This is a genomic window from Nocardioides sp. NBC_00368 (assembly GCF_036090055.1).
Taxonomy (GTDB): domain Bacteria; phylum Actinomycetota; class Actinomycetes; order Propionibacteriales; family Nocardioidaceae; genus Nocardioides.
This window is the reverse complement of the sequence record NZ_CP107970.1, coordinates 5,173,509-5,197,433: the sequence shown is the minus strand read 5'-3', so window position 1 is coordinate 5,197,433 and position 23,925 is coordinate 5,173,509. Positions and strand designations below refer to the sequence as shown.

Below are 23,925 nucleotides of genomic sequence, written 5' to 3'. Positions count from 1 at the left end.
GCCCGCAGTCTCCCAGATGCGGCTCAGGTGATCTTCCGGTGCCCGACGTGGATGAGTCCGTCGACGACCCGGACCTCGTAGGCCGGGATGGACACGTGCGGGTCCTCCAGACACTGCCCGGTACGCAGGTCGAACCCGTGCCGGTGAGCGGGCGAAGCCACGAACGGCACCCCGTCGCGGACCCCGACGATGCCCTTGGCGATCACCGACGCCTTCGCGAACGGATCGTGGTTGCCCAGCGCATAGACGACGTCGTCGGGCATCCGGAAGATGGCGATGGCCTGCCCGTGGACCAGTGCCGTGGCGCCGCGCTTCACCTCGAGCGCATCGACGGGACAGACGGGCTGCCACTCTGCGTGGTCGTCCCGCTGCGCGTGAGCACTCATGACGTCGCCGGCCCGAGCCGCTTCGTCGACATTCGTCGGGTCCTCCCTTCGGTGGATTTGAACCGTAGGACGCGTGAGGGACACCTCCTGTTTCGCTCTGTTACGGGTGCGTAAACACCAGCGCCCAGCCCCTCGGCCGTCCCCTCGCCCGAACGGATAGCCTCCAGGGGTGCCCGCCGCTCTCGTACTCCTGGCCGCCGGATCCGGCACCCGCGTCGGAGCCGCCACCAACAAGGTGCTGCTCCCCCTCGACGGGTCCGACGATCCGGCCTCCTCAGCCCTCGGTCTCTCGCTCCGGACCGCCCTCGAGGTGCCCGACGTGCACCGCCTGGTCCTGGTCGTACGCAGCGGCGACGAGGAGGCGGTCGCGGCCGTGGCGCAGCCCCTGCTGGGCGAGCGCGAGGTCGCGATGGTCACCGGGGGCGCCACCCGCCACGCCTCCGAGCAGGCCGCGCTCGGCGTGCTCCGCGCCGACATCGAGGCGGGCCGGGTCGACGTGGTGGCGATCCACGACACCGCCCGGCCGCTGGCCGCTCCCGAGCTCTATGCCGCGGTCATCGGTGTCGCCCGCGAGCACGGCGGCGCCATCCCCGCCGCCCCGCTCACCCACCTCTCCTCGCGTGATCTCCAGCCGGTGGGTGGTGCTCTCGTCGGCGTACAGACACCGCAGGCGTTCCGGGCCGCCGACCTCCTGGCCGCCTATGCCCAGGCCGCGGCCGACGGGTTCGACGGCACCGACACCGGCGCGACGCTGGAGCGCTACGCCTCCGACGTACGCATCGTCGCCGTGCCCAGCTCGCCGCTGAACCTCAAGGTGACCTTCGCCGACGACCTCCAGGCCGCCGCGGCGCTGCTCGGCTGAAGCGGAGGCCGAAGCGCAGCGGTTCAGCCGATCCGGCTGCGCGAGAGAGCCTCCAGCAGGCGTACGTCATCGGGCGACGTCACCCGGCGACCGACCGGCGGCGCCTCGACCGAGACGACCGGGAACCGGCGGGCCAGGGCACCCGCGATCTCGGCGAAGTCACCGGAAGGCCAGTCGTCGAGCGAGGCGACCACGGCCGGAGGCAGCACGATCGGTGCCGCGACCGAGACGAGCGCGGACCGGTCGACGGTCTCGCCGAGCACCGGCACCCCGTCCTCGGCGGTGAGCTTCTTGACCGTGTCCGTGACCGGGCGTACGCCGACCACGACCGCCTCGCGCGCGAGCGCGGTCGAGACGCAGTGGGCGATGAAGGCGGGCGGGGTCATCGGGCACAGCGAGTCGTGCAGGACCAGCGGCTCCTCGGCCTCCACGATCCCTTCCCACGACGTGGTGAAGTCGACGGGGGTCACTCCGGACTCCCCGAGGGACCACGTCGCCGCGGCAACGAGCGCCTCACCGTGGATCAGCGCGAACGGCAGCGAGCCCCGGCCGTCGTCGGCGACGATCCCGAGGGCCGGCGGCAGCTCGGCGGTCTCGTCGAGCTCGTCGTAGTCGGCGTAGGGGTCCTCCATGGCAGTCACCGTATCCGCCCCAGAACGCGAAACAGGCCCCGGGATGACCCGGAGCCTGTAACGCAGACCGAAACCAGCTTCAGCTGGCCAGCACCTCGTCGAGGAGGACTTCAGCCTTGTCTTCGTTGGTGTGCTCGCACAGCGCGAGCTCCGAGACGAGGATCTGGCGTGCCTTGGCGAGCATGCGCTTCTCCCCGGCGGAGAGGCCACGGTCACGCTCACGACGCCACAGGTCACGCACGACCTCGGCGACCTTCATGACATCGCCGCTGTGCAGCTTCTCCAGGTTTGCCTTGTAACGACGCGACCAGTTGGTCGGCTCTTCGACGTGCTCCGCACGAAGCACCTCGAAGACTCGATCAAGCCCGTCCTTGTCTACGACGTCTCGAACTCCGACGAGCTCGAGATTGTTGGCCGGAACACGCACCACGAGGTCCTGCTGAGCGATGATGCGGAGGACCAGATACTGCCGCTCCTCGCCCTTGATGGTGCGCATCTCGATGTCTTCGATGACGGCCGCGCCATGGTTCGGGTATACGACGGTCTCGCCGACGGTGAAAGTCATATTTTTAGGTACCCCTTCCTAGGACCATAAGTCTACCACGGATCTTAGAATTCGGATTCCGCGTTTCTGCAGGTCAGGGGCTCAATCTGGGGTTGACAGATTGACAACTTGTGTGGTTCCGCGCGCGCAGGCCGGTTAAGAGTGGCAGCATGGCTGATTTCGAAACGGAGCCGAAATCTCGTCGTAGCCAGCCTGTTGTCCTGCGCGTGTCGGCGGAGTGCCCGATACTGCCGCCATGGCGAATGCATCGCAGAGCGCCCCCAAGACCATCTTCACCGTGTCGTCGCACGCCCAGGATCAGGACCCGGAAGAGACGCAGCCCAGCGCGTCGGCCGTTCCTGATGCCCCGGCGAGCAGTCAGAGCGTCATGGACAAGATCGGCAACTGGGCCCCGTTCCTCCTCATCCGCACCACCCACCCCCGTCAGGCCGTGCTGACCGCCATCGGCCTCTCGGTCGCCGCGGTCCTGGCCGGGCTGACCACCCGCGAGGTCACCCTGATCGCGGTCACCGTGCTCGTCGGCCAGGCCGTCCTCGGCTGGCACAACGACCTCGTCGACCAGGTCGTCGACCGCCGTCACGGGCGCGAGGGCAAGCCGATCTCGGACGGCCGCCTCGAAGCCGGTGGCGTCTGGTTCGCGCTGTGCTGCGGCGTACTCCTCGTCATTCCGCTCTCGGTCACCTCGGGCACCGTGGCGGGCCTGTTCTACCTGGGCTCGCTCGTGATCGGGATGCTCGCCAACGTACTGCTGCGCAAGGGCCTCTTCTCCTGGGTCCTGTGGGCGGCCGCCTTCGCCTGCTACCCCGCATACATCTCGTACGCGGGCTGGGCCGGCGAGACCGCCGGCGGCCCGCCTCACTGGGCGATGGTGGCGCTCGCCGCCGCGCTCGGTGTCGGCGTCCACTTCCTCGCCGCCCTGTGGGGCCTGGTCGCCGACAACGAGGACGGCTGGACCTACCTGCCGCTCAAGGCCGGGCTCAAGCTGGGAGCGGGGAAGCTGCTCGTCGTCACGCTGGTCTACATCGCCGTCGTGATCGGCGCGATGCTGTACGCCGCGAGCGCCGTCGGACTGCGCGCATGACCGGTGCCTGACCTGCGAGGCTGACCCTTTTCCGGTATCGCCGGATCGGGCGGATAGAGTGTCGCGCGTGACGACCAAGGTTATGCGGAAGCGGCTCGCGGTGACGGGCGCCCTCGTGGCTCTCGCCCTGCCGGCGCTCACCGCCTGCAGCAGCTTCGACTACGCGACCGACCGGCCCAACGAGATCGCCCACGGCGGCTCGACGCTCGACGGTGCCATCCGGATCAACGCGGCCCGCATCGTGACCGCGCAGGAAGGCTCCGGCATCCTGGTCGGCACCTTCTCGCTCGACCCGGCGATCAACCCGGCGGTCGCCGGCGAGGCGCTGCCGTCGGTCACCTCGATCGCGACCGGTTCCGAGGCCGGCAAGACGGTCACGCCCGAGTCGTTCACCCCGATCGAGCTGCCCACCGCCGGCATCATCAACCTGGCCGACCCCGACAACGGCGGGATCGCGGTCACCGGCGACTTCAAGCCCGGTGACAGCATCCCGATGACCTTCACCTTCTCCGACGGCGAGGAGCGGACCATCTCGGTCCCGGTGGTCACCCAGTGCGGTCCGTACGCCGAGGTCGTCGCCGCTGTCGACGAGACCACCACCAAGCCCGCGAAGAAGGGCAAGAACGCCGAGGCCGAGGCGTCCGAGGGCGCGGCCACCGGCGAGGAGGCCTCGACCCTGCCGGCCGAGACCGCCACCGAGGGTGAGGCCACCGAGGGCGAGCACGCCACGGAGACCGAGGCCGGCGCCGAGGCCGAGACCGAGGAGCACGGCGAGTCCGCGGGCACGATCTCCGAGGACCCCTACTCCTGCGAGTTCCCGCCGGCTGCCCTCCCCGGCGCCGAGGAAGCTCACTGATGACCTACAAGCTCGTCCTGCTGCGCCACGGTGAGAGCGAGTGGAACGCGCTCAACCTGTCCACCGGCTGGGTCGACGTCGACCTCACCGACAAGGGTCGGGCCGAGGCCGTCAACGGCGGCAAGCTGCTCGCCGAGGCCGGGATCCTTCCCGACCTGGTCCACACCAGCCTGCTGCGCCGCGCGATCAACACCGCCAACATCGCCCTCGACACCGCCGAGCGCCACTGGATCCCGGTGCGCCGCGACTGGCGTCTCAACGAGCGCCACTACGGCGCGCTGCAGGGCAAGAACAAGTCCGAGACGCTGAAGAAGTTCGGCGAGGAGCAGTTCCAGCTGTGGCGTCGTTCCTACGACGTCCCGCCCCCGCCGATCGAGGCCGACTCCGAGTTCTCCCAGGCCGGTGACCCGCGCTACGCCGACATCGAGGTGCCCGCCACCGAGTGCCTCAAGGACGTCGTCGCCCGGATGATCCCCTACTGGGAGTCGGCGATCGTGCCGGACCTGCAGGCCGGCAAGACCGTGCTGGTCACCGCCCACGGCAACAGCCTGCGTGCGCTGGTCAAGCACCTCGACAACATCTCCGACACCGACATCGCCAAGCTCAACATCCCCACGGCCCAGCCGCTGGTCTACGAGCTCGACGAATCGCTGAAGCCGGTCGTCACCGGCGGCACCTACCTCGACCCCGAGGCCGCGGCCGCCGCGGCCGAGGCCGTCGCGAACCAGGGCAAGCAGTAGCTACCTGACGGGCAGTTCGTGGGCTTGACGGGTGTTTCAGTGCCCGTCAAGCCCGGGGATACCCGGTCGACCGGGTATCCCCGGCCCCGTCAGGAGTCGGTCGGCGTCTCGCCGGTCACCACGAAGACGACCCGGTTGGCCACGGTGACGGCGTGGTCGGCGATGCGCTCGTAGTAGCGCCCCAGGAGGGCGACATCGACGGCCGGCTCGACGCCGGCGGTCCACTCCTGGCCCAGCAGCTCGGCGAACGACTTGCGCCGCAGCCGGTCCATCTCGTCGTCGTCGGCGACCAGGTCCTGGGCCGCGGAGACGTCGCGGTCGCGCAGGATCTGGCAGGTGCGCTCGACCATGTGCTCGGCCACCTCCGCCATCTTGGCGATGGTCGGCTGGGCGATCTCGGGAACAGCCTTGTTCGGCGTACGCAGCCTGGCGATCTTGGCGACGTGGACGGAGAGGTCACCCATCCGCTCGAGGTCGGAGATCATCCGCAGCGCGGCCACGACGACGCGGAGGTCGCCGGCGACCGGGGACTGCAGACCGAGCAGCTCGAGGGCGTTCTCCTCGATGCGCTCGCGGGCGTCGTCGATCTCGACATCCTTGTCGATCACCTGCTCGGCGAGGTCGTTGCGGGCCTCGAGAAGAGCGATGGTGGCGTCGCGTACGGCCACCGACACCAGCTCACAGACACTGGTCAGATCGGTGAAGATGGCATCGAGGTCGTCATGGAAAGCAGCGCGCATGAACCTGATCCTAGACACCCGACATGTACGGATCTTCATCGCGAGTGAACCGATGGTGAACGTTCGGCGCGGAGGCGTCCAGAGGCGAAGTTTGGGTGTTTGATGGGATTACCCTGATCGTGTGGACTCGACGACGCAGGCTTTTCTTGCTGCGCTCCTCGGCGCCGTCGTCGCCGGAGCGGCGGTGCTTGCGTGGGCGATGAGCGAGCGTTCCCGGCAGCGGATCCCGGAGGTGGAGCCTCCCAAGGTTCCCTCCGAGGTGGCCGCTGTCCTCTCCGTGCTGCGCAGCAGCGCGGTCGTGGTGGACGAGGACGACACCGTCCTGAAGGCCAGCGCCCCGGCGTACGCCCTGGGCCTGGTGCGAGGCACCTCGCTGGTCTCCCCTGAGCTCTCCGAGCTCGTCCACGGCGTGCGTCGTGACGGCCAGATCCGGGAGACGGAGCTGGTGATCTCGCGCGCCAACGGGGCCTCGCGCCACGTCACCGCCCGCGTCGCCCCGCTCGGCACCCACCTGACCCTCGCCCTGGTCGAGGACCGCACCCGCGAGCGCCGCGTCGAGGCCGTGCGCCGCGACTTCGTCGCCAACGTCAGCCATGAACTCAAGACCCCGGTCGGCGCGATCCGGGTGCTCGCCGACGCGGTCACCGAGGCCTCCGACGACCCCGAGGCCGTACGCCGCTTCTCCAACCGGATGATCACCGAGTCCGAGCGCCTGACCGAGCTCGTCCAGCAGATCATCGAGCTCTCCCGGCTCCAGGGCGACGAGCCGCTGGAGGCGCCGGTCGCCGTCGACGTCGACAAGGTCATCGTGTCCGCGATCGACAGCTCGACCGTCGATGCCGACGCCAAGAACATCAACGTGGTCGGCGCCGGCACCGCCGGGCTGCACGTCTTCGGCAACGAGGAGCAGGTCTCGACCGCGGTCACCAACCTGGTCTCCAACGCGGTCGCCTACTCCGACCCGGGCTCGACCGTGACGGTCTCGACCCGCGCGACCGACGGATCGGTCGAGATCTCCGTCGTCGACCAGGGCATCGGCATCCCGTCCACGGAGATCGACCGGATCTTCGAGCGCTTCTACCGCGTCGACCCGGCCCGCCACCGCTCCACCGGCGGCACCGGTCTCGGCCTGTCGATCGTCAAACACGTCGCTGCCACGCATGGTGGCGAGGTCAAGGTGTGGTCGCAGGAGGGTCAGGGGTCCACCTTCACCCTCACCCTGCCCCAGCACCTACCAACTGCCGGGCAGTCCGGCACAAGCAAGGAGGAACGCCCGTGACCCGGGTACTCGTCGTCGAAGATGAAGCCAGCTACAGCGAGGCGCTGTCCTACATGCTCCGCAAGGAGGGCTTCGAGGTCGCCGTCGCCGAGGACGGCACCGACGCTCTGAAGGAGTTCGACCGCAACGGGGCAGACATCGTGCTGCTCGACCTGATGCTTCCCGGCCTCTCCGGCACCGAGGTGTGCCGGCAGATCCGGGCCACCTCGTCGGTCCCGGTCATCATGGTGACCGCCAAGGACGACGAGGTCGACAAGGTGGTCGGCCTCGAGCTCGGTGCCGACGACTACGTCACCAAGCCCTACTCGCCGCGCGAGCTCGTCGCCCGCATCCGCGCCGTCCTGCGACGTGGCACCGAGCCCGACGCCGCCCCCGCCACGCTCGAGGCCGGACCGGTCCGGATGGACGTGGAGCGCCACGTCGTGACCGTCGACGGCAACGAGCAGCGCCTGCCCCTCAAGGAGTTCGAGCTCCTCGAGATGTTCCTGCGCAACCCCGGCCGGGTGCTCACCCGCGGCCAGCTCATCGACCGCGTCTGGGGCTCCGACTACGTCGGCGACACCAAGACCCTGGACGTACACGTCAAGCGTCTGCGCGCCAAGCTCGAGCCGGACCCGTCCGAGCCGAAGTTCCTGGTCACGGTGCGCGGGCTGGGCTACAAGCTCGACCTGTGAGGGCCGGCTGGATGTTCGTCTAGGTATGCAGCCGAACCGTCGCTTCCCACGCGGAACTCCGCTTGGGAAGCGACGGTTTCTCTACATACCTTGCTGAACCGCGGCCGGCACCCGCGGCATCACCAGCGACATCAGCGCAGCGGCAGCGCACAGCGCACCGGCGGCGTACCAGACCAGGTCGTAGGAACCGGTGACATCGCGTACGACGCCGCCGACCCAGGCGACCAGACCGGCGCCGACCTGGTGGGAGGCGAGGACCCAGCCGAAGACGATGGGGGCGTCCTCGGTCCAGATCTCGCGACAGAGCGCCAGCGTGGGCGGCACGGTGGCGACCCAGTCGAGGCCGTAGAAGACGATGAAGAAGACCATCGGGATGTGCACCTCGGGCGCCAGCAGCATCGGCAGGAAGATCAGCGAGATCCCGCGCAGCGAGTAGTAGACGCCGAGCAGCACCACCGGGTTGAAGCGGTCGGTGAGCCAGCCGGAGAAGATCGTCCCGGCGACGTCGAAGATGCCGATCACGGCGAGCAGCGAGGCGGCCGCGACCGTGGCCATGCCGTGGTCGTGCGCGGCAGGCACGAAGTGGGTCCTGATCAGGCCGTTCGTGGTGATTCCGCAGATCGCGAAGGCGCCGGCGAGGAGCCAGAAGGCCTTCGTACGCATCGCCATCCCGAGCACGCGCACGGTCCGTAGCGCGGCTCCGGTCGCAGGCGCGGGCCGCGGCACCATCTGCGAGGAACCATAGGGCGCCAGGCCGACGTCGGCCGGGTAGTCGCGGAGCAGGAGCACCACGAACGGGATCACCGCGGCCGCGACCAGAGCGATCGTGACCGAGGCGGCCCGCCAGCCGAACTCCCCGATCAGCACCGCCAGCACCGGCAGGAAGATCAGCTGTCCCGAGGCGCCTCCGGCCGTCAGCAGACCGCTGACCAGGCCCTGCCGCTTGTCGAACCAGCGGGTGGTGATCGTGGCGCCGAAGGCGAGCGCCATGCAGCCGCTGCCGCCACCGACGAGGACGCCCCAGCCGAGGACGAACTGCCACGACTCGCTCATCCAGACGGTGCCGAGCGAGCCGAGGGTGATCATGGTGAGCGCGACGGCCACCACCGGACGGATGCCGAAACGGTCCATCAGCGCCGCGGCGAACGGCGCGGTCAGGCCGTAGAGCGCGAGCTGCAGCGTGATCCCGGCCCCGATCGTCCCGCGCGACCAGCCGAACTCCTCGTGCAGCGGACCGACCAGGAGGCCGGGGGCGGCGGTGAACGCGGCGGCTCCGACGATGGTCACGAAGGCGATGCCGGCCACCCACCAGGCGGGGTGGATGCGCGGACGGCGTGCGGCGATGCGGCCGGCAGGCGGCGGGGTCGTCGTCTGGGTCATGGAGATGATCCTCCCGTGTGTGCGCCCGGACTGACAGTGGCCTGATTGACATCTATCGATAAGATCCAGCCATGGGCGACGAATGGGTTCCTTCTCCGCACCGGGTCGCGGTGCTGGTCCAGGACGGGTTCATCCCGTTCGAGATCGGCATCCCGCACCGGATCTTCGGCAAGGCTCGCGACAGCCAGGACCGGCTGCTCTACGAGGTCGTCACCTGCACCACCGACGGGCCCGGGCCCGTGCAGTCGGACTCCGACCTTGTCGTCCTCGCTCCGCACGGACCCGAGGCCCTCGCCGAGGCGGACACCGTGGTGATCCCGAAGTTCGGCCGCGACTACCCGACGGTCTCCGACGGCGTGCTGACGGCGCCGCTGAAGGAGGCGCTCGACATGATCCGGCCCGGCACGCGGATCATGTCGATCTGCACCGGCGCCTTCGCGCTCGCCGCCGCCGGTCTCCTCGACGGCCGTCCCGCGACCACCCACTGGGCGCACACCGACGACTTCCGGACACTGTTTCCGCAGGTCAGGCTGGACCCTGACGTACTCTTCGTCGACGACGGCGACATCCTCACCTCCGCCGGCGTGGCCTCCGGCGTGGACCTCTGCCTCCATGTCGTACGCAGCGACCACGGCGCCGCGGTCGCCAACCGCGTCGCCCGGGTGACGGTCGTACCTCCCCACCGCGACGGCGGCCAGGCCCAGTTCATCCGCCACCCCGCGCCTGCGCCGGGCGACGCCGGCATCTCGGCGGCGACCGCCTGGGCGCTTGCTCACCTCGACCAGCCGCTCACCCTGGAGTCGATGGCGTCCCAGGTGTCGATGTCGGTGCGTACCTTCACCCGGCGGTTCCGCGACGAGACCGGCGACTCCCCCGGCCGCTGGCTCCAGCGCCAGCGCATCGAGCTCGCCCGCACCCTCCTGGAGACCACCGACCTGAGCATGGAGCAGGTGGCCTCCCGCTGCGGCCTCAACACCGCCCAGTCCCTCCGCCTCCACTTCCACGCCGCCCTCGGCATCACCCCGACGGCGTACAGACGAACCTTCCGCGGCTAACACCCCCGGCGAGTCCGCACTTTTGGAGGCCGAGTCCGTAGTTGTGGGCGACGAAAGTAGACCTTCGTCGCCCACAACTACAGTCTCGCGCGACAGAACTACCGATTCAGCGGGGACGGAGATGGCGGGATGTCGGACATCGTTGGCTGATATCCGCTCGCTCGAATGCGTCGGTGTCTCTAGCCTTTTACCGTGACGACGACGATCGAACCGGCCCCGGCCACGACGACACCGCTCTGGAAGCCGCTGGTGGCCTGCGGGGTCACGCTGGTGCTGTGGGCGTCGGCGTTCGTCGGGATCCGGCACCTGGGTGACACCGTTCCGCCCGGAAGCCTGTCGCTGGGACGGCTGATCGTGATGGTCGCGGCGCTCGGTGCCTACCTCGCGCTGAAGGGTGGGTTCCGGCTGCCGACCCGGCGGGAGTGGCCGCTGATCGCGCTCGGCGGCGCGTCATGGCTGGGCATCTACAACCTCGCGCTCAACGAGTCGGAGCGGCGCATCGACGCCGCCACCGCCGCCCTGATCATCCAGGTCGGGCCGATCGTGGTCGCGCTGCTGGCCGGGCTCGTCCTCAAGGAGCGCATCCACCGCTGGATCCTGATCGGCACCGGCGTCGGGTTCGCAGGCGTCGTCCTGATCGGGCGCGCCTCGGCCAACGGCGACACCGGCGACTGGATCGGCGTCATCCTCTCCCTGGTCGCAGCACTGACCTTCGCGGTCGGGGTGCTGACCCAGAAGAAGCTGCTGCCGACGATGAGCGCGCTGCTCCTGACGTTCTGGTACGCCGTCGCCGGCCTCGTCATCTGCCTGCCCTGGTCGCTCGAGCTGGCCACCACGATCCCCGACATCAGCGTCGGCAACATCGGATGGATCGTCTACCTCGGCCTGTTCCCGAGCGCGCTGGCATTCGTGACCTGGGCCTATGCGCTCTCGCACTCCGATGCGGGCAAGTTCGCGCAGTCGACGTTCCTGGTGCCGTTCATCACCGCGCTGATGGCGTGGCTTGTCCTCGGCGAGGTGCCGCCGGCGCTCGCCTTCGTCGGTGGCGCGATGTGCATCGCGGGTGTGCTGATCACCCGGCGCCAGCCGCGCTAGTCCTTCGCCTCGTCCTCGCCAGCCTCGAGCCAGCCACGGAACGCCTCGAGGTTGGCGGTGGACTCACCGCGCAGCTTGCGCCACTCCCACTCCTTGCGGATCGAGGAGGCGAAGCCGAGCTCGAGGATGGTGTTGAAGGACTCGTCCGCGTACGTCAGGACCGAGCCGAGCAACCGGTCGAGCTCCGCGCTCGAGACCATCGCCAGCGGCAGCCGGCCGTCGAGGTAGATGTCGCCGAGCCGATCGAGCCCGAAGGCGACCCCGTAGAGCCGCAGGTTGCGCTCGAGCAGCCAGCGGTAGACGGTCTCGAAGTTCTCGTCGGGGCGGCGGCAGACGAAGGCGTGCACGCCCAACGCGTGCTGGCCCAGGTCGAGCCGGACCGGAGTCTGCAGCTTGCGCTCGCCCGGGAGCGAGAACGAGAAGACCAGGTCCCCGCTCGGCAGCGCCGTCTCGTCCCAGGTCAGGTCGTTCGACTTCAGCCAGCCCCGTACGACATCTTCCCGTTCATCCTGCGCACCACTCACGCTGTCAGCTCCTCACGCATCAGCATCTTGGCCTCTTCGTAGACCTCGAGCGTATTGCGTGCGGTGAGATCCCAGGAGAAGTCCTGGGCGTGTTCGCGGGCGCCGTCGGCCAGCGCCGACCAGCGCGAGTGGGACACGACGGCGTTGGTGAGGGCGTCGGCCCACTGGGCCGGGTCGTGCCCGTCGACCAGGAGTCCGCTGCGGCCGTGGTGCACCGCGGTGGTCAGGCCGCCGACCGCGGCCGCGACGACGGGCGTGCCGCAGGCCTGGGCCTCGACGGCGACCAGGCCGAAGGACTCGTTGTAGGAGGGGACGGCGACGACGGAGGCAGCGGAGTACCAGAGGGCGAGCTCGTCCTGGCGCACCGGCGGGACGAACCGGACCACGTCGGATATCCCCAGCTCAGCAGCGAGATCGACCAGCCCGGTCGGGTGCTCCAGCCCGGAGCCGGAGGGACCCCCGACGATCGGCACCACCAGCGAACGGCGCAGCGACGGGTCGCGGGCGAGCATGACGGCGGCCGCCCGCAGGAGTACGTCGGGAGCCTTGAGCGGCTGGATGCGACCGGCGAAGAGGAGCACGTGAGCCCGGGCCGGCAGCCCGAGCGCGGCCCGCGCGGCGGCCCGCCCCCGCGGACGGAAGACCCGCAGGTCGACCCCGGGATGCACGACGGCGACGCGGCCCGGCTCGGCGTCGTACATGTTGATCAGCTGCTTGGCCTCGAGGTCGGTGTTGGCGATCAGCATGTCGGCCGCGTCGACGACCTGCTCCTCGCCGATCACACGGGCCTCCGGCTCGGGGCTGTCGCCCTCGGCGAGCGCCTCGTTCTTGACCTTGGCCATGGTGTGCATCGAATGGACGAGCGGCACCCCCCAGCGGTCGCGGGAGAGCGCCCCGACCTGGCCGGAGAGCCAGTAGTGGGAGTGCACGGCGTCGAAGTAGCCCGGTGGGTTGGACGCCTCGGCACGCAGCACCTCGCGCGCGAACGTGCACAGCTGCCCGGGCAGGTCTCCCTTGGCCAGCCCCTCGAAGGGACCGGCGTGGACGTGGTGGACCGCCACCCCGTCGTACGCCTCCACGACCTGCGGCAGGCGCGAGGAGGTCGCGCGCGTGAAGATGTCGACGGCGATGCCCTGCGTGGCCAGGCGCCGGGAGAGCTCGAGCACGTAGACGTTCATGCCACCGGCGTCGCCGGTGCCCGGCTGGTCGAGCGGAGAGGTGTGCAGACTGACCATCGCTACGCGGTGGATCATCCCTGCCCCTTTGTGTCTACGCCTGTGGTCTCGTCTCTCAACACGCGGAAGTCGGCCATCATTCCCGGCGGCGGGAATCATCTTCGATCGTGGGACCCGGTGCCCGATGTCGAGCGACCGACGGGAGAATGGATCCGTGCCTTCCAAGAACGCCGTCTCCAAGAACGCTGTCGTCACCGGCGCCTCGAGCGGGATCGGCGCCGCCACCGCCCGCCAGCTCGCGAAGGAGGGCTACCACGTCTTCCTCGCCGCTCGCCGGACCGACCGGATCGAGGCCTTGGCCGCGGAGATCGGCGGCACCGCGGTGGCGACCGACGTCACCTCCGACGAGTCCGTCGCCGCGCTGGCCGAAGCGGTCGGCGACCGTCTCGACCTGCTGGTCAACAACGCCGGCGGCGCCTTCGGCGTGGACCAGGTGGCCGAGGCCGATCTGACCAAGTGGCAGGCGATGTTCGAGGTCAACGTGATCGGCCTGACCCGGGTGACCAAGGCACTGCTCCCGGCCCTGATCGCGTCCGGAGCCGGCGCGGTCATCAACGTCGGCTCGATCGCCGGCCGGCGCGCGTACGAGGGCGGCGCGGGCTACAACGCGGCCAAGTTCGGCACCCGCGCGGTCACCGAGGCGCTGCGCCTGGAGATCGTCGACAAGCCGGTGCGGATCATGGAGATCGCCCCGGGCATGGTCCAGACCGAGGAGTTCTCGCTCGTACGTCTCGGGGGCGACCAGGCCGCGGCCGACGCCGTCTACCGGGGCGTCGCGGATCCGCTGGTGGCCGAGGACATCGCCGACGCGATCGTCTGGATGGCCACCCGCCCGGCTCACGTCAACATCGACGAACTGGTCATCAAGCCCCGCGCCCAGGCTGCCCCGCACAAGGTGCACCGCGAGAGCTGAGCCCGACCTCCGATCCGGCCTCTGACCTGGTCTGGACCGGGTCAGAGGGGTGCCGAGGATTCAGTACGCGGCAGCCGACGGTGTCACACTCGAACAGTGCAGACGATCGGACTCATCGGCGGCATGAGCTGGGAAAGCACAGCCGCGTACTACGAGGGACTCAACAAGGGTGTCCAGGAGCGGCTCGGCGGTCTTCACTCCGCCAAGATCGTGCTGGCCTCTGTCGACCTGGCCGAGCTGACGGCGCTGCAGGAGAAGGAGGCCTGGGACCAGGTCGCCGACATCCTCGTCGCCGCTGCGCGCAGCGTCGTGGCCGGTGGTGCCGACTTCATCCTGCTGTGCACCACCACCTTCCACAAGGTCTACGACGAGGTGGCGGCCGCCGTCGACGTACCGGTGCTGCACCTGGCCGACGTCCTCGCCGCCAAGGCCAAGGAGCTCGGCATCACCAAGGCCGGCTTCCTCGCCACCCGCTACACCGTGGAGAACGACTTCTTTGCGCAGCGGATCTCCGACCACGGCGTCGACGTGAACCTGCCCGACACCCTCCACGTGGAGATGCTCGACTCGATCATCTACGAGGAGCTCGTCCACCGGAACGTGGTGTCCGGGTCGCGCAAGCGGGTCCTGGAGGTCGTCCACGAGCTGTGGGACGCCGGGTCGGACGGCGTCATCCTCGGTGCCTCCGAGCTCAGTCTCCTGGTGCGGCCCAGCGATGTCGACGTACCGATCCTCGACGCCATCACCGTGCACGTCGAGGCGGCCCTCAACCAGGCCCTCGGCGAGTAGTTCCTCCGGTCTACTGCTCGAGCATCCGGTTGGCGAGCTCGCGCAGCTCGGGAGTCATGTCTCCCTCGTGCACGACCGTACGCCGGCCGTCCACCTCGAACTCGTAGATGTAGCGGTCCGCGCCCTTCGGCTTCGACGGGCCGGCGTTGGCCAACAGGTCACGCAGCGTGGCCGCCTGGGCGTCGCCGGGCGCGATCTCGGTGACCCCCTCCTGCGTACGTCCGATGAAACCGCCGCTGCGGCGTAGCTTCACCACGGTCGGCGCCTCACCGTCGGGCGCGGGCGCGGGCGCGGACGTGCCGGGCGCCGGGGTGACTCCGACCTCTGCCCAGGCCGTGGTCACCGCGTCGGCGTGGTCGCCGGCCTCGGCGACGGTGGCCGCCGCGAACCCGGCGAAGTCGGTGTCGGTGGTGACGGCGCCGTTGGTGAGCGCGGCGTACCAGACCTTGCCGGCGCCGTCCCACGAGTTGCCGCCGATCGCCTTGGCGGCGAGGGCGAAGGCGCGGTTGGGGATGCCGGAGTTGATGTGGACGCCGCCGTTGTCGTCGGTGCCGTCGTAGATGTCGTCCATGTGGGCCGGCTGCGGGTCCTTGCCCAGCTCGGGGTCGTCGTAGGCCGTCCCGGGCTCGAGCATGTTCCGCAGCCCGACGCCCTGGACCGACTCGGTGAAGAGGCCCTCGCCGATGATCCAGTCGGCCTCGTCGGCGCTCTGACCGAGGAGACGCTGCTTGAGGCAGGAGCCGAACACGTCCGACATCGACTCGTTGAGCGCACCGGGTTGCCCCTGGTAGACGAGACCCGCGGTGTGCTCGGTCACCGCGTGGGAGAGCTCGTGACCGATCACGTCGACGGCCTTGGTGAAACGCTGGAAGACCTTGCCGTCACCGTCGCCGAAGACCAGCTGGGTGCCGTCCCAGAAGGCGTTGGCGTAGTCCCGGTCGTAGTGGACGGTCATCACGACCTCGATGCCCTGTCCGTCGTAGGAGTCGCGGCCGTAGACCTCCTCGAAGAGCGCCAGCGAGCCGGTGATGCCGGCCGCGGCCTCGTCGACGCTCTCGTCGCCCGACTCCGGCTCTCCCGCGGCCCGCACCTTCTCGCCGGGCAGGTCGGTGCCGTTGCCGGCGGAGTAGACGGTCCAGTCGCCTGCCTCGGCGGCGGGGCTGCCCGCCTCCGGGGCGGGGAGCTCGGCGAGGACCCTGGTCAGGTGCTCGGCCCGAGCGGCTCGGAAACCGTTGTCCTGGTCGAGACGACCGGGATCGAGCCGCTGCATCAGGTAGGGAGGCACGATGTGGCAGACGTGATTCCGAGAGGTCATGGGTTCAGCCAACCGTCATCTCCGGATGCGGGTCAAGGACGTCGCGGCGGATAAGATCAGACGTCCCGTCCCGCGCCAGAAATCGAGCCGCTTCGCACATGTCCGAGATCCTCAAGGCCAATCTTCGCAACGTCGCCATCGTTGCGCACGTCGACCACGGCAAGACCACGCTGGTCGACGCCATGCTGAAGCAGGCCGGTGCTTTCTCCGAGCACGCCATGGAGTCGGTCGAGGACCGCGTCATGGACTCCGGTGACCTGGAGCGCGAGAAGGGCATCACCATCCTCGCGAAGAACACCGCCATCCACTACAACGGGCCGTCCGCGCCCGAGGGGATGACGATCAACATCATCGACACCCCCGGCCACGCCGACTTCGGTGGCGAGGTCGAGCGCGGCCTGTCGATGGTCGACGGGATCGTGCTGCTCGTGGACGCCTCCGAGGGCCCGCTGCCGCAGACCCGGTTCGTGCTGCGCAAGGCGCTCAACGCCGACATGCCGGTCGTGCTGGTGGTCAACAAGGTCGACCGCCCCGACGCCCGCATCGAGGAGGTCGTCGACGAGACGTACGAGCTCTTCATGGACCTGCTCGACGACTCCCACAGCCAGGACGCCCTCGACTTCCCGGTGATCTACGCCTCCGGCAAGGCAGGTGTGGCCAGCCTCGAGCAGCCGGAGAACGGCACCCTTCCCGACTCCAAGGACCTCGAGCCGCTCTTCTCCACCATCCTGGACACCATCCCGGCCCCGACCTACGAGGCCGGCGCGCCGCTGCAGGCCCACGTCACCAACCTCGACGCCTCGCCGTTCCTGGGCCGCCTCGCGCTGGTCCGCATCCACCAGGGCACCCTGAAGAAGGGCCAGAACGTCGCCTGGATGCAGCGCAACGGCGAGACCAAGAACGTACGCATCACCGAGCTGCTCATCACCGACGGCCTCGAGCGCAAGCCCGGCGAGGAGGCCGGCCCCGGTGACATCGTCGCCGTCGCGGGCATCCCCGAGATCATGATCGGCGAGACGCTCGCCGACCCGGAGAACCCGGTCGCGCTGCCGCTGATCCACGTCGACGACCCGGCCATTTCGATGACCATCGGCACCAACACCTCCCCGCTCGTGGGCAAGGTGAAGGGCGCCAAGGTGACCGCGCGCATGGTCAAGGACCGCCTCGACCAGGAGCTGATCGGCAACGTGTCGCTGCGCGTGCTGCCCACCGACCGTCCCGACGCCTGGGAGGTCCAGGGCCGCGGTGAGCTGGCGCTGGCGATCCTGGTCGAGCAGATGCGTCGCGAGGGCTACGAGCTGACCGTCGGCAAGCCGCAGGTGGTCACCCGCGAGGTCGACGGCAAGCTCCACGAGCCGTTCGAGCGTCTCACCATCGACGCCCCGGAGGAGTTCCTCGGCACGATCACCGAGCTGCTCGCCAACCGCAAGGGCCGCATGGAGGGCATGACCAACCACGGCACCGGCTGGGTCCGGATGGAGTTCATCGTCCCCTCCCGTGGTCTGATCGGCTTCCGCACCGACTTCCTCACCGAGACCCGCGGCACCGGTATCGCCCACCACATCTCCGAGGGCTACTTCCCGTGGGCCGGCGAGATCCGTTCGCGCAACAACGGCTCGCTGGTCGCCGACCGCGCCGGTGCTGCCTCGGCCTACGCGATGACCTCGCTCCAGGAGCGCGGCGTCCTCTTCGTCGAGCCCACCACCGAGGTCTACGAGGGCATGATCGTCGGCGAGAACTCCCGCCAGGACGACATGGACGTCAACATCACCAAGGAGAAGCAGCAGACCAACATCCGGTCCGCCACCTCCGACAACTTCGAGAAGCTCATCCCGCCGAAGAAGCTCTCGCTCGAGCAGTGCCTGGAGTTCTGCCGCGAGGACGAGTGCGTCGAGATCACCCCGGACCAGATCCGCATCCGCAAGGTCATCCTCGACCAGAACGAGCGCGCCAAGATCGCGAGCCGAGCGCGCAAGGCCAACAAGTAGGCGGAGCACCAGCGGAGCCTGCTTGATTGGACTTGTCGCGGGAGGCGAAGCGATCCCTGACCGAAGGTCAGGACGATCGCGAGCCGAGCGCGCAAGGCCAACAAGTAGAAGGTCCGTACGCCGGCCGCCGACTCTCCATGGGAGTCGGCGGCCGCTGCGCATCCACACCACCCGTAGTCCTCGCCTACACCATCCGAGCCAACCGTTTCGGGGCAGGGTGTTCACCGAGCAGAGCCCGCGCCTCGCACCTTGGACAGGACGCCCATGACCCTCGCCACCACTGCCTCGCTCGTCAGCACGGCCTATGCGGAAGGTCGCGGTGTCGCCGCCTTCAACGCGATCAACCTGGAGACCGTCGAGGCCATCGCGGCCGGGGCGGAGACCGCGAACCGGCCGGTGATCGTGCAGATCAGCGAGAACGCGGTGCGCTACCACGGCAGCCTGGCACCGCTGGCCCACGCCGCGATCGCCGTCGCCTCCGGCTCGACGATGCCGATCTCGCTCCACCTGGACCATGCGACCGATGAGCGCCTGGTCGGGATCGCGGTCGACCTCGGCTTCTCGTCGGTGATGTACGACGCCTCCCAGCTCTCCTACGAGGAGAACCTCACCCGCACCACCGCCGTCGTGCGCCGATGCCACGACCGTGGCGCCCACGTCGAGGCCGAGCTGGGCGAGGTCGGCGGCAAGAACGGCGTCCACGCCCCCGGCGTACGCACCGATCCCGACGAGGCGGCCGCGTACGTCGCCGACACGGGCGTCGACGCACTCGCCGTCGCGGTCGGCTCGAGCCACAAGATGACCACCCGCGACGCGGCGCTCGACGAGGCGCTGATCTCGGCGATCCGGCGCGCGGTCGACGTACCGCTGGTCCTGCACGGCTCCTCCGGGGTCAGCGACGACGGGCTCCGGGCCGCCATCGCGGCCGGGATGACGAAGATCAACGTCGCGACCCAGCTCAACAAGGCCTTCACGGCCGCGGTGCGGGAGACCCTCGGCGCCGACCCCGCCCTGGTCGACCAGCGGCGCTACCTCGGTGCCGGGCGAGACGCCATGGCGACGGAGACGGCACGCCTGCTGACGGTGATTTCTCACCAATAAAGTGGAAGCGCTCCCACCACAACAAAATCGTTACTCACGCGCCTCTTGACAGGGAGTTGTGAGCACACTCACACTCTCCCTAGTCCCGAGAGTGGAAGCGCTCTCACTCCCCACACAGACGTGCAGGAGCACCCCCGTGTCCAAGATCTCCAAGTCATGGCGCCGAGCGCCACGGACCGCCCTCGCCGCGTGCGCGGTCGCCTCCCTCGTCGCCGGCCTGGCCGCCTGCGGCGGTGACGGTGGCGATGACGAGCAGGCCGCACTCGGCAAGGACGACACCCTGACCATCACGACGTTCAGCGAATTCGGCTACGGCGACCTCATCGAGCAGTGGAACGCCGACCCTGAGCGCCCCTTCAAGGTCAAGCAGACCGTGGTCGCCGAGTGGGACACCTGGAAGCAGAGTCTCACCACCGGCCTGCAGTCCGGCGAGGGCCTCACCGACATCGTCGCCGTCGAGGGCGACATGATGCCCGCGCTCGTCGCCGAGGGCGCCTCCGAGCAGTTCGTCGACCTCACCGACAAGGAGCTCGACAGCCGCTGGATGGAGTCGAAGTACCTCGAGGGTCAGACCGCCGACGGCAAGCAGATCGGCTACCCGACCGACGCCGGCCCCGAGGCCTTCTGCTACCGCGCCGACCTCTTCGAGAAGGCCGGTCTCCCGTCCGACCGCGAGTCCGTGAAGGCCCTCTTCAAGGACTGGGACACCTACTTCGCCACCGGCGAGCAGTTCAAGAAGAAGGTGCCGAACACGGCTTGGTACGACTCCAGCGGCGCGATCGCCCAGGCGATGCTCAACCAGGTCGAGTTCCCCTTCCAGACCAAGGACCAGAAGATCGACGTCGACAACCCGGAGCTCCGGAACGTCTACGACACGGTCTCGCAGTACGCCCCCACCCTCTCGACCAAGGTCGAGCAGTGGGGCGAGGACTGGATGGCCAACTTCACCAACGACGGCTTCGCCACCATCCCGTGCCCGGGCTGGATGTTCGCCAACATCAAGGACTCCGCACCTGACGTGAAGGGCTGGGACATCGTCGACGCCTTCCCGGGCGGCGGCGGCAACTGGGGCGGCTCCTACCTCGCCGTCCCGGCGCAGTCGGAGCACCAGGAGGAGGCCAAGGAGTTCGCGAACTACCTGACCAACGCCGAGTCCGAGGTGGCCGCTTCCAAGGTGGCCGGCAACTTCCCGGCGAACCTGGAGGCGCAGGAGACCCTGGCCGCCGAGAACGCCACGGATCCCTACTTCAACGACGCCCCCACCTCGCAGATCCTGGCCAACCGGGCGAAGGCCGTGCCGGCGGGTGTCCCGTTCAAGGGTGACAAGTACTCCGACATCCTGGGCCTCTTCCAGCAGGCGATCCGGCGTGTAGACGAGGGCACCGACCCCGACAAGTCGTGGGCGACCTTCGTCGAGGGCGTCGAAGGAATGTCCTGATCCATGCCGACCACCACCTCTGCCCCGGTCGAGAACGCCACCACGGCGCCCTCGACCGGGGCAGCACCCCGCCGCCAGGCGTGGCGTAACCGGCTCTCCCGGTGGGACTTCAAGTTCTCGCCCTACCTGTACGTCGCGCCGTTCTTCCTGGTGTTCATCCTCATCGGGCTCTACCCGATGCTCTACACCGGCTACCTGTCCTTCTTCTCCTGGCCCGCCTACGGCTCCGAGATCGGTCCGTGGGTCGGTTGGGACAACTACGCCCACGTCCTCGGTGACTCGGTCTTCCGGAAGGCCTTCTGGAACACCATCGGGATGTTTCTGCTCTCCTCGGTGCCCCAGATCATCGTGGCGACCATCCTCGCCGCTCTGCTCGACACCCGGCTCCGGGGCCGCACCCTGTGGCGGATGAGCATCCTGCTGCCCTTCGTGGTCGCTCCTGCGGCGTCCGCGATGATCTTCGGCGCGATCTTCGCCGACGGCACGGGCCTGATCAACCAGACGCTCGACGGCTTCGGGTTCCCGAAGGTGCCGTGGCATGCCGACCGGTTCGCGAGCTGGACCGCGATCGCGACCATGGTCAACTGGCGCTGGACGGGCTACAACGCGCTGATCATCCTCGCCGCCATGCAGGCGATCCCGCGGGACCTCTACGAGGCGGCCGAGATCGACGGCGCCTCCAAGGTGAAGCAGTTCTTCAACGTCACGCTGCCCTCGATCCGGCCGACGATGATCTTCGTCATCGTCACCTCGACCATCGGCGGCCTGCAGATCTTCACCGAGCCCCGGATCTTCGACACCAACCTGCGCTTCCAGGGCGGCTCCGACTTCCAGTACACGACCCTGACGATGTACGTCTTCAACACCGCCCAGACCACGACCAACCCGTATCCGCGTGCGGCCGCCGCCGCCTGGGTGCTGTTCCTCATCATCGTGGGGATCGCCCTGGTCAACTTCCTGGTCACCCGGGCCGTCCAGCGAAGGAGCCTGCGATGAGTAGGAGACCTGGATTCCTCGTCTACGGCCTGCTCACGGCATTCCTGCTGGGCTCGGCCTTCCCCCTCTACTGGTCCTTCGTGATCGGCTCGGTCACCCGGCAGCGGGCGATCCAGTCGCCTCCGCCGCTGGTCCCAGGAGGGCATTTCCTCGAGAACGCCGGCCGGGTCTTCGACCGGATCGACTTCTGGTCGGCGCTGCTCAACTCGATCATCGTCTCCGGGATCTCGGCTGCCTCGGTGGTGCTGTTCTCGACCCTGGCCGGCTACTCGTTCGCCAAGCTCCGCTTCCGCGGCTCCAACGCGGGAATGGTCTTCGTCGTCGCCACCTTGGCGGTGCCGACCCAGCTGGCCCTGGTGCCGATGCTCAAGCAGTTCTCCAACCTCGGCCTGACCGGCACGCACGCCGCCGTGATCCTGCCGTGGGTGGTGACCGCGTTCGGTGTCTTCTTCATGAGGCAATACCTCGTCGACGCGATCCCCGACGAGCTCATCGACGCCGCACGCGTCGACGGCGCGTCCATGATCCGTACGTTCTGGACCGTCGCGATCCCGGCAGCTCGTCCGGCGATGGCGATCCTCGGTCTGTTCACCTTCATGCAGGTGTGGACCGACTTCATGTGGCCGCTGATCGTGCTGCAGGGGTCCGACGTACAGACCCTGCAGACCGCGCTCGACGCACTCAAGGTCGCGCCCGGTCAGGGACATGCCGACATGGCCCTGGTCCAGGCCGGAACGATCCTCGCGACCGTACCCCTACTTCTGTTGTTCATCGCCACCGGACGCCACCTGGTGTCCGGCATCATGCAAGGAGCCGTCAAAGGATGACCAGCTCGATCTACCCGGGCCGAACCTTCCCCGAGAACTTCCTCTGGGGCGCTGCCACAGCGTCCTACCAGATCGAGGGGGCGGTCGACGAGGACGGACGTACGCCGAGCAACTGGGACACCTTCTCTCGGGTCCCCGGAGCCATCCTCAACGGCGACACCGGCGATGTGGCCTGCGACCACTACCACCGGATGCCCGAGGACGTCGCGCTGATGAAGCGCCTCAACCTGGCCTCGTACCGGTTCTCGACGGCGTGGCCGCGGATCCGGCCCGACGGCGGCAAGGTCAACGAGGCGGGGCTCGACTTCTACAGCCGTCTCGTCGACGAGCTGCTCGAGGCCGAGATCGCACCGTGGATCACGCTCTACCACTGGGACCTGCCGCAGGCTCTGGAGGACCAGGGCGGCTGGACCAACCGGGACACCGCCTACCGGTTCGTGGAGTACGCCACGACCGTCTACGACGCGCTCTCCGACCGCGTCGACAACTGGACGACGCTGAACGAGCCGTGGTGCTCGGCGTTCCTCGGCTACTCCGGTGGCCAGCACGCGCCGGGCCGCCAGGAGGGTGTCGCCGGCATCGTCGCTGCTCACCACCTCATGCTCGGCCACGGCCTCGTCGTCAACGAGCTGCGCAGCCGCGGCGCGACTCCGGAGAACGGGAAGTCCCTCGGCATCACCCTCAACCCGACGGTCGTCGACCCCTACGACGCCGACCGTCCAGAGGACGTCGACATGACCCGGCGGATCGACGGCCTGCACAACCGGGTGTTCTTCGAGCCGCTGTTCCGAGGCAAGTACGCCGACGACCTCGCCGCCGACACCGAGGGGCTGACCTTCCAGGGCCGGCCGTGGCAGGACTGGGTGCTCGAGGGCGACCTCGAGGTCATCTCGGCGCCGCTCGACGTGCTCGGGATCAACTTCTACTTCGGCAACGCCATCGCGGCGAAGCCGTTCGAGATCGACCCCGACGAGGTGCTGGGCAGCCGGCTCGTCCACTCCGACATGCCGCGGGGAAACCCGTACCCCGGTGCCGAGTTCGTCACCCCGCGCACAGGTCGTGCCACGACCGCCCGCGACTGGGAGATCGACCCGGTGTGGCTGACCCGGCTGTTGACCCGGCTCAGCGACGAATACGGTGCCCCGCCGATCTACATCACCGAGAACGGCGCCTACTATGACGACGTGGTCGAGGACGGGGCAGTGCACGACATCGCCCGTCTCGACTACATCGACCAGCACCTGCGCGCGACGCTCGACGCGATCGAGAAGGGTGCTGACGTACGCGGCTACTTCGCGTGGTCCCTGCTCGACAACTTCGAGTGGAGCTACGGCTACGCGCACCGCTTCGGGATCGTGCACGTGGACTTCGAGACCCAGGTGCGGACCCTGAAGGACAGCGGTCTCTGGTTCGCCGATGTCGCCGCCAACAACCGGGTGCCGGCCCGCCCGTGA

The 23,925-nt window shown here is 68.9% G+C and carries 24 protein-coding genes; 16 read left to right on the top strand and 8 right to left on the bottom strand.

All coding sequences use genetic code 11. From position 1 onward, the window contains the following. Positions 1 to 23: 23 nt before the first annotated feature. Positions 24 to 386 (bottom strand): nitrite reductase small subunit NirD, encoded by a 363-nt coding sequence (gene nirD, locus OG984_RS24825; protein WP_328528837.1) that lies wholly within the window; start codon positions 384 to 386, stop codon positions 24 to 26. A gap of 169 nt (positions 387 to 555) precedes the next feature. Between nirD and OG984_RS24820 the strand changes: the two genes are divergently transcribed. Then, positions 556 to 1,248, top strand: a complete 693-nt coding sequence (locus OG984_RS24820) for an IspD/TarI family cytidylyltransferase (RefSeq protein WP_328528836.1) — start codon at positions 556 to 558, stop codon at positions 1,246 to 1,248. Positions 1,249 to 1,271: 23 nt separating this feature from the next. Here the strand turns inward: OG984_RS24820 and OG984_RS24815 are convergent, their stop codons facing one another. Together OG984_RS24815 and OG984_RS24810 are read right to left on the bottom strand one after the other, a co-directional pair. Continuing rightward, positions 1,272 to 1,880, bottom strand: coding sequence for a hypothetical protein (locus OG984_RS24815; protein WP_328528835.1), 609 nt, complete (start codon positions 1,878 to 1,880; stop codon positions 1,272 to 1,274). 79 nt (positions 1,881 to 1,959) lie between these two features. Continuing rightward, positions 1,960 to 2,445: a CarD family transcriptional regulator gene (locus OG984_RS24810; RefSeq protein ID WP_008360791.1), complete on the bottom strand. Its 486-nt coding sequence runs from the start codon at positions 2,443 to 2,445 to the stop codon at positions 1,960 to 1,962. 235 nt (positions 2,446 to 2,680) lie between these two features. Between OG984_RS24810 and OG984_RS24805 the strand changes: the two genes are divergently transcribed. The 3 genes from OG984_RS24805 (at position 2,681) to OG984_RS24795 (ending at position 5,122) form a co-directional block, all read left to right on the top strand. After that, positions 2,681 to 3,526 carry a hypothetical protein gene (locus tag OG984_RS24805; protein ID WP_328528834.1) on the top strand — a complete coding sequence of 282 codons (846 nt, stop codon included), beginning with the start codon at positions 2,681 to 2,683 and terminating at the stop codon, positions 3,524 to 3,526. Positions 3,527 to 3,593: 67 nt separating this feature from the next. Next, positions 3,594 to 4,382, top strand: a complete 789-nt coding sequence (locus tag OG984_RS24800; RefSeq protein ID WP_328528833.1) for a hypothetical protein — start codon at positions 3,594 to 3,596, stop codon at positions 4,380 to 4,382. Further along, a complete protein-coding gene (locus tag OG984_RS24795) occupies positions 4,382 to 5,122 on the top strand; it encodes a phosphoglyceromutase (RefSeq protein ID WP_008360784.1) in 741 nt (246 codons plus the stop codon). Before OG984_RS24800 ends, OG984_RS24795 begins: the two co-directional genes overlap by 1 nt. Before the next feature lie 89 nt (positions 5,123 to 5,211). Here OG984_RS24795 and phoU read toward each other — a convergent pair whose 3' ends face one another. Beyond that, a complete protein-coding gene (gene phoU / locus OG984_RS24790; protein ID WP_328528832.1) occupies positions 5,212 to 5,862 on the bottom strand; it encodes a phosphate signaling complex protein PhoU in 651 nt (216 codons plus the stop codon). Between the two features lie 121 nt (positions 5,863 to 5,983). Between phoU and OG984_RS24785 the strand changes: the two genes are divergently transcribed. Both OG984_RS24785 and OG984_RS24780 read left to right on the top strand, forming a co-directional pair. Beyond that, the gene (locus OG984_RS24785) at positions 5,984 to 7,141 is read left to right on the top strand and encodes a sensor histidine kinase (protein WP_328528831.1); all 1,158 of its coding nucleotides are present in this window, start codon (positions 5,984 to 5,986) and stop codon (positions 7,139 to 7,141) included. After that, positions 7,138 to 7,815 (top strand): response regulator transcription factor, encoded by a 678-nt coding sequence (locus tag OG984_RS24780; protein ID WP_008360778.1) that lies wholly within the window; start codon positions 7,138 to 7,140, stop codon positions 7,813 to 7,815. Before OG984_RS24785 ends, OG984_RS24780 begins: the two co-directional genes overlap by 4 nt. Before the next feature lie 81 nt (positions 7,816 to 7,896). Here OG984_RS24780 and OG984_RS24775 read toward each other — a convergent pair whose 3' ends face one another. Continuing rightward, positions 7,897 to 9,195, bottom strand: coding sequence for an MFS transporter (locus OG984_RS24775; protein ID WP_328528830.1), 1,299 nt, complete (start codon positions 9,193 to 9,195; stop codon positions 7,897 to 7,899). 71 nt (positions 9,196 to 9,266) lie between these two features. Here OG984_RS24775 and OG984_RS24770 point away from each other — a divergent pair, with 71 nt between their 5' ends. Both OG984_RS24770 and OG984_RS24765 read left to right on the top strand, forming a co-directional pair. Further along, a complete protein-coding gene (locus tag OG984_RS24770; protein ID WP_328528829.1) occupies positions 9,267 to 10,250 on the top strand; it encodes a GlxA family transcriptional regulator in 984 nt (327 codons plus the stop codon). 192 nt (positions 10,251 to 10,442) lie between these two features. Beyond that, positions 10,443 to 11,345 (top strand): DMT family transporter, encoded by a 903-nt coding sequence (locus OG984_RS24765; protein ID WP_328528828.1) that lies wholly within the window; start codon positions 10,443 to 10,445, stop codon positions 11,343 to 11,345. On the opposite strand, the gene OG984_RS24760 is transcribed toward OG984_RS24765, so the two are convergent. After that, positions 11,342 to 11,869 (bottom strand): YbjN domain-containing protein, encoded by a 528-nt coding sequence (locus tag OG984_RS24760; RefSeq protein ID WP_328528827.1) that lies wholly within the window; start codon positions 11,867 to 11,869, stop codon positions 11,342 to 11,344. The genes OG984_RS24765 and OG984_RS24760 overlap by 4 nt on opposite strands. Further along, entirely contained in the window at positions 11,866 to 13,122 is a 1,257-nt protein-coding gene (gene mshA, locus OG984_RS24755) for a D-inositol-3-phosphate glycosyltransferase (protein WP_328528826.1), read from the bottom strand. The genes OG984_RS24760 and mshA overlap by 4 nt, the downstream gene beginning before the upstream one ends. 106 nt (positions 13,123 to 13,228) lie before the next feature. Here mshA and OG984_RS24750 point away from each other — a divergent pair, with 106 nt between their 5' ends. After that, the gene (locus OG984_RS24750) at positions 13,229 to 14,017 is read left to right on the top strand and encodes an SDR family NAD(P)-dependent oxidoreductase (RefSeq protein WP_328528825.1); all 789 of its coding nucleotides are present in this window, start codon (positions 13,229 to 13,231) and stop codon (positions 14,015 to 14,017) included. A gap of 96 nt (positions 14,018 to 14,113) precedes the next feature. Then, positions 14,114 to 14,806, top strand: coding sequence for an aspartate/glutamate racemase family protein (locus tag OG984_RS24745; protein ID WP_328528824.1), 693 nt, complete (start codon positions 14,114 to 14,116; stop codon positions 14,804 to 14,806). 10 nt (positions 14,807 to 14,816) lie between these two features. Here the strand turns inward: OG984_RS24745 and OG984_RS24740 are convergent, their stop codons facing one another. Further along, entirely contained in the window at positions 14,817 to 16,121 is a 1,305-nt protein-coding gene (locus tag OG984_RS24740) for a protealysin inhibitor emfourin (protein WP_328528823.1), read from the bottom strand. Between the two features lie 98 nt (positions 16,122 to 16,219). Here OG984_RS24740 and typA point away from each other — a divergent pair, with 98 nt between their 5' ends. The 6 genes from typA to OG984_RS24710 all read left to right on the top strand — a co-directional run bounded on the left by typA (position 16,220) and on the right by OG984_RS24710 (position 23,925). Continuing rightward, complete coding sequence (gene typA / locus OG984_RS24735) at positions 16,220 to 18,109, top strand: translational GTPase TypA (protein ID WP_328528822.1); 1,890 nt, start codon at positions 16,220 to 16,222, stop codon at positions 18,107 to 18,109. A gap of 264 nt (positions 18,110 to 18,373) precedes the next feature. Then, the gene (locus tag OG984_RS24730) at positions 18,374 to 19,210 is read left to right on the top strand and encodes a class II fructose-bisphosphate aldolase (protein WP_328528821.1); all 837 of its coding nucleotides are present in this window, start codon (positions 18,374 to 18,376) and stop codon (positions 19,208 to 19,210) included. 136 nt (positions 19,211 to 19,346) lie between these two features. After that, on the top strand, positions 19,347 to 20,648 hold the full coding sequence (locus OG984_RS24725) for an ABC transporter substrate-binding protein (protein WP_328528820.1): 1,302 nt from the start codon (positions 19,347 to 19,349) through the stop codon (positions 20,646 to 20,648). A 3-nt stretch (positions 20,649 to 20,651) separates the two neighbouring features. Beyond that, entirely contained in the window at positions 20,652 to 21,644 is a 993-nt protein-coding gene (locus OG984_RS24720; protein WP_328528819.1) for a carbohydrate ABC transporter permease, read from the top strand. Continuing rightward, a complete protein-coding gene (locus tag OG984_RS24715) occupies positions 21,641 to 22,471 on the top strand; it encodes a carbohydrate ABC transporter permease (protein WP_040756108.1) in 831 nt (276 codons plus the stop codon). Before OG984_RS24720 ends, OG984_RS24715 begins: the two co-directional genes overlap by 4 nt. Then, a complete protein-coding gene (locus OG984_RS24710) occupies positions 22,468 to 23,925 on the top strand; it encodes a glycoside hydrolase family 1 protein (RefSeq protein WP_328528818.1) in 1,458 nt (485 codons plus the stop codon). The genes OG984_RS24715 and OG984_RS24710 overlap by 4 nt, the downstream gene beginning before the upstream one ends.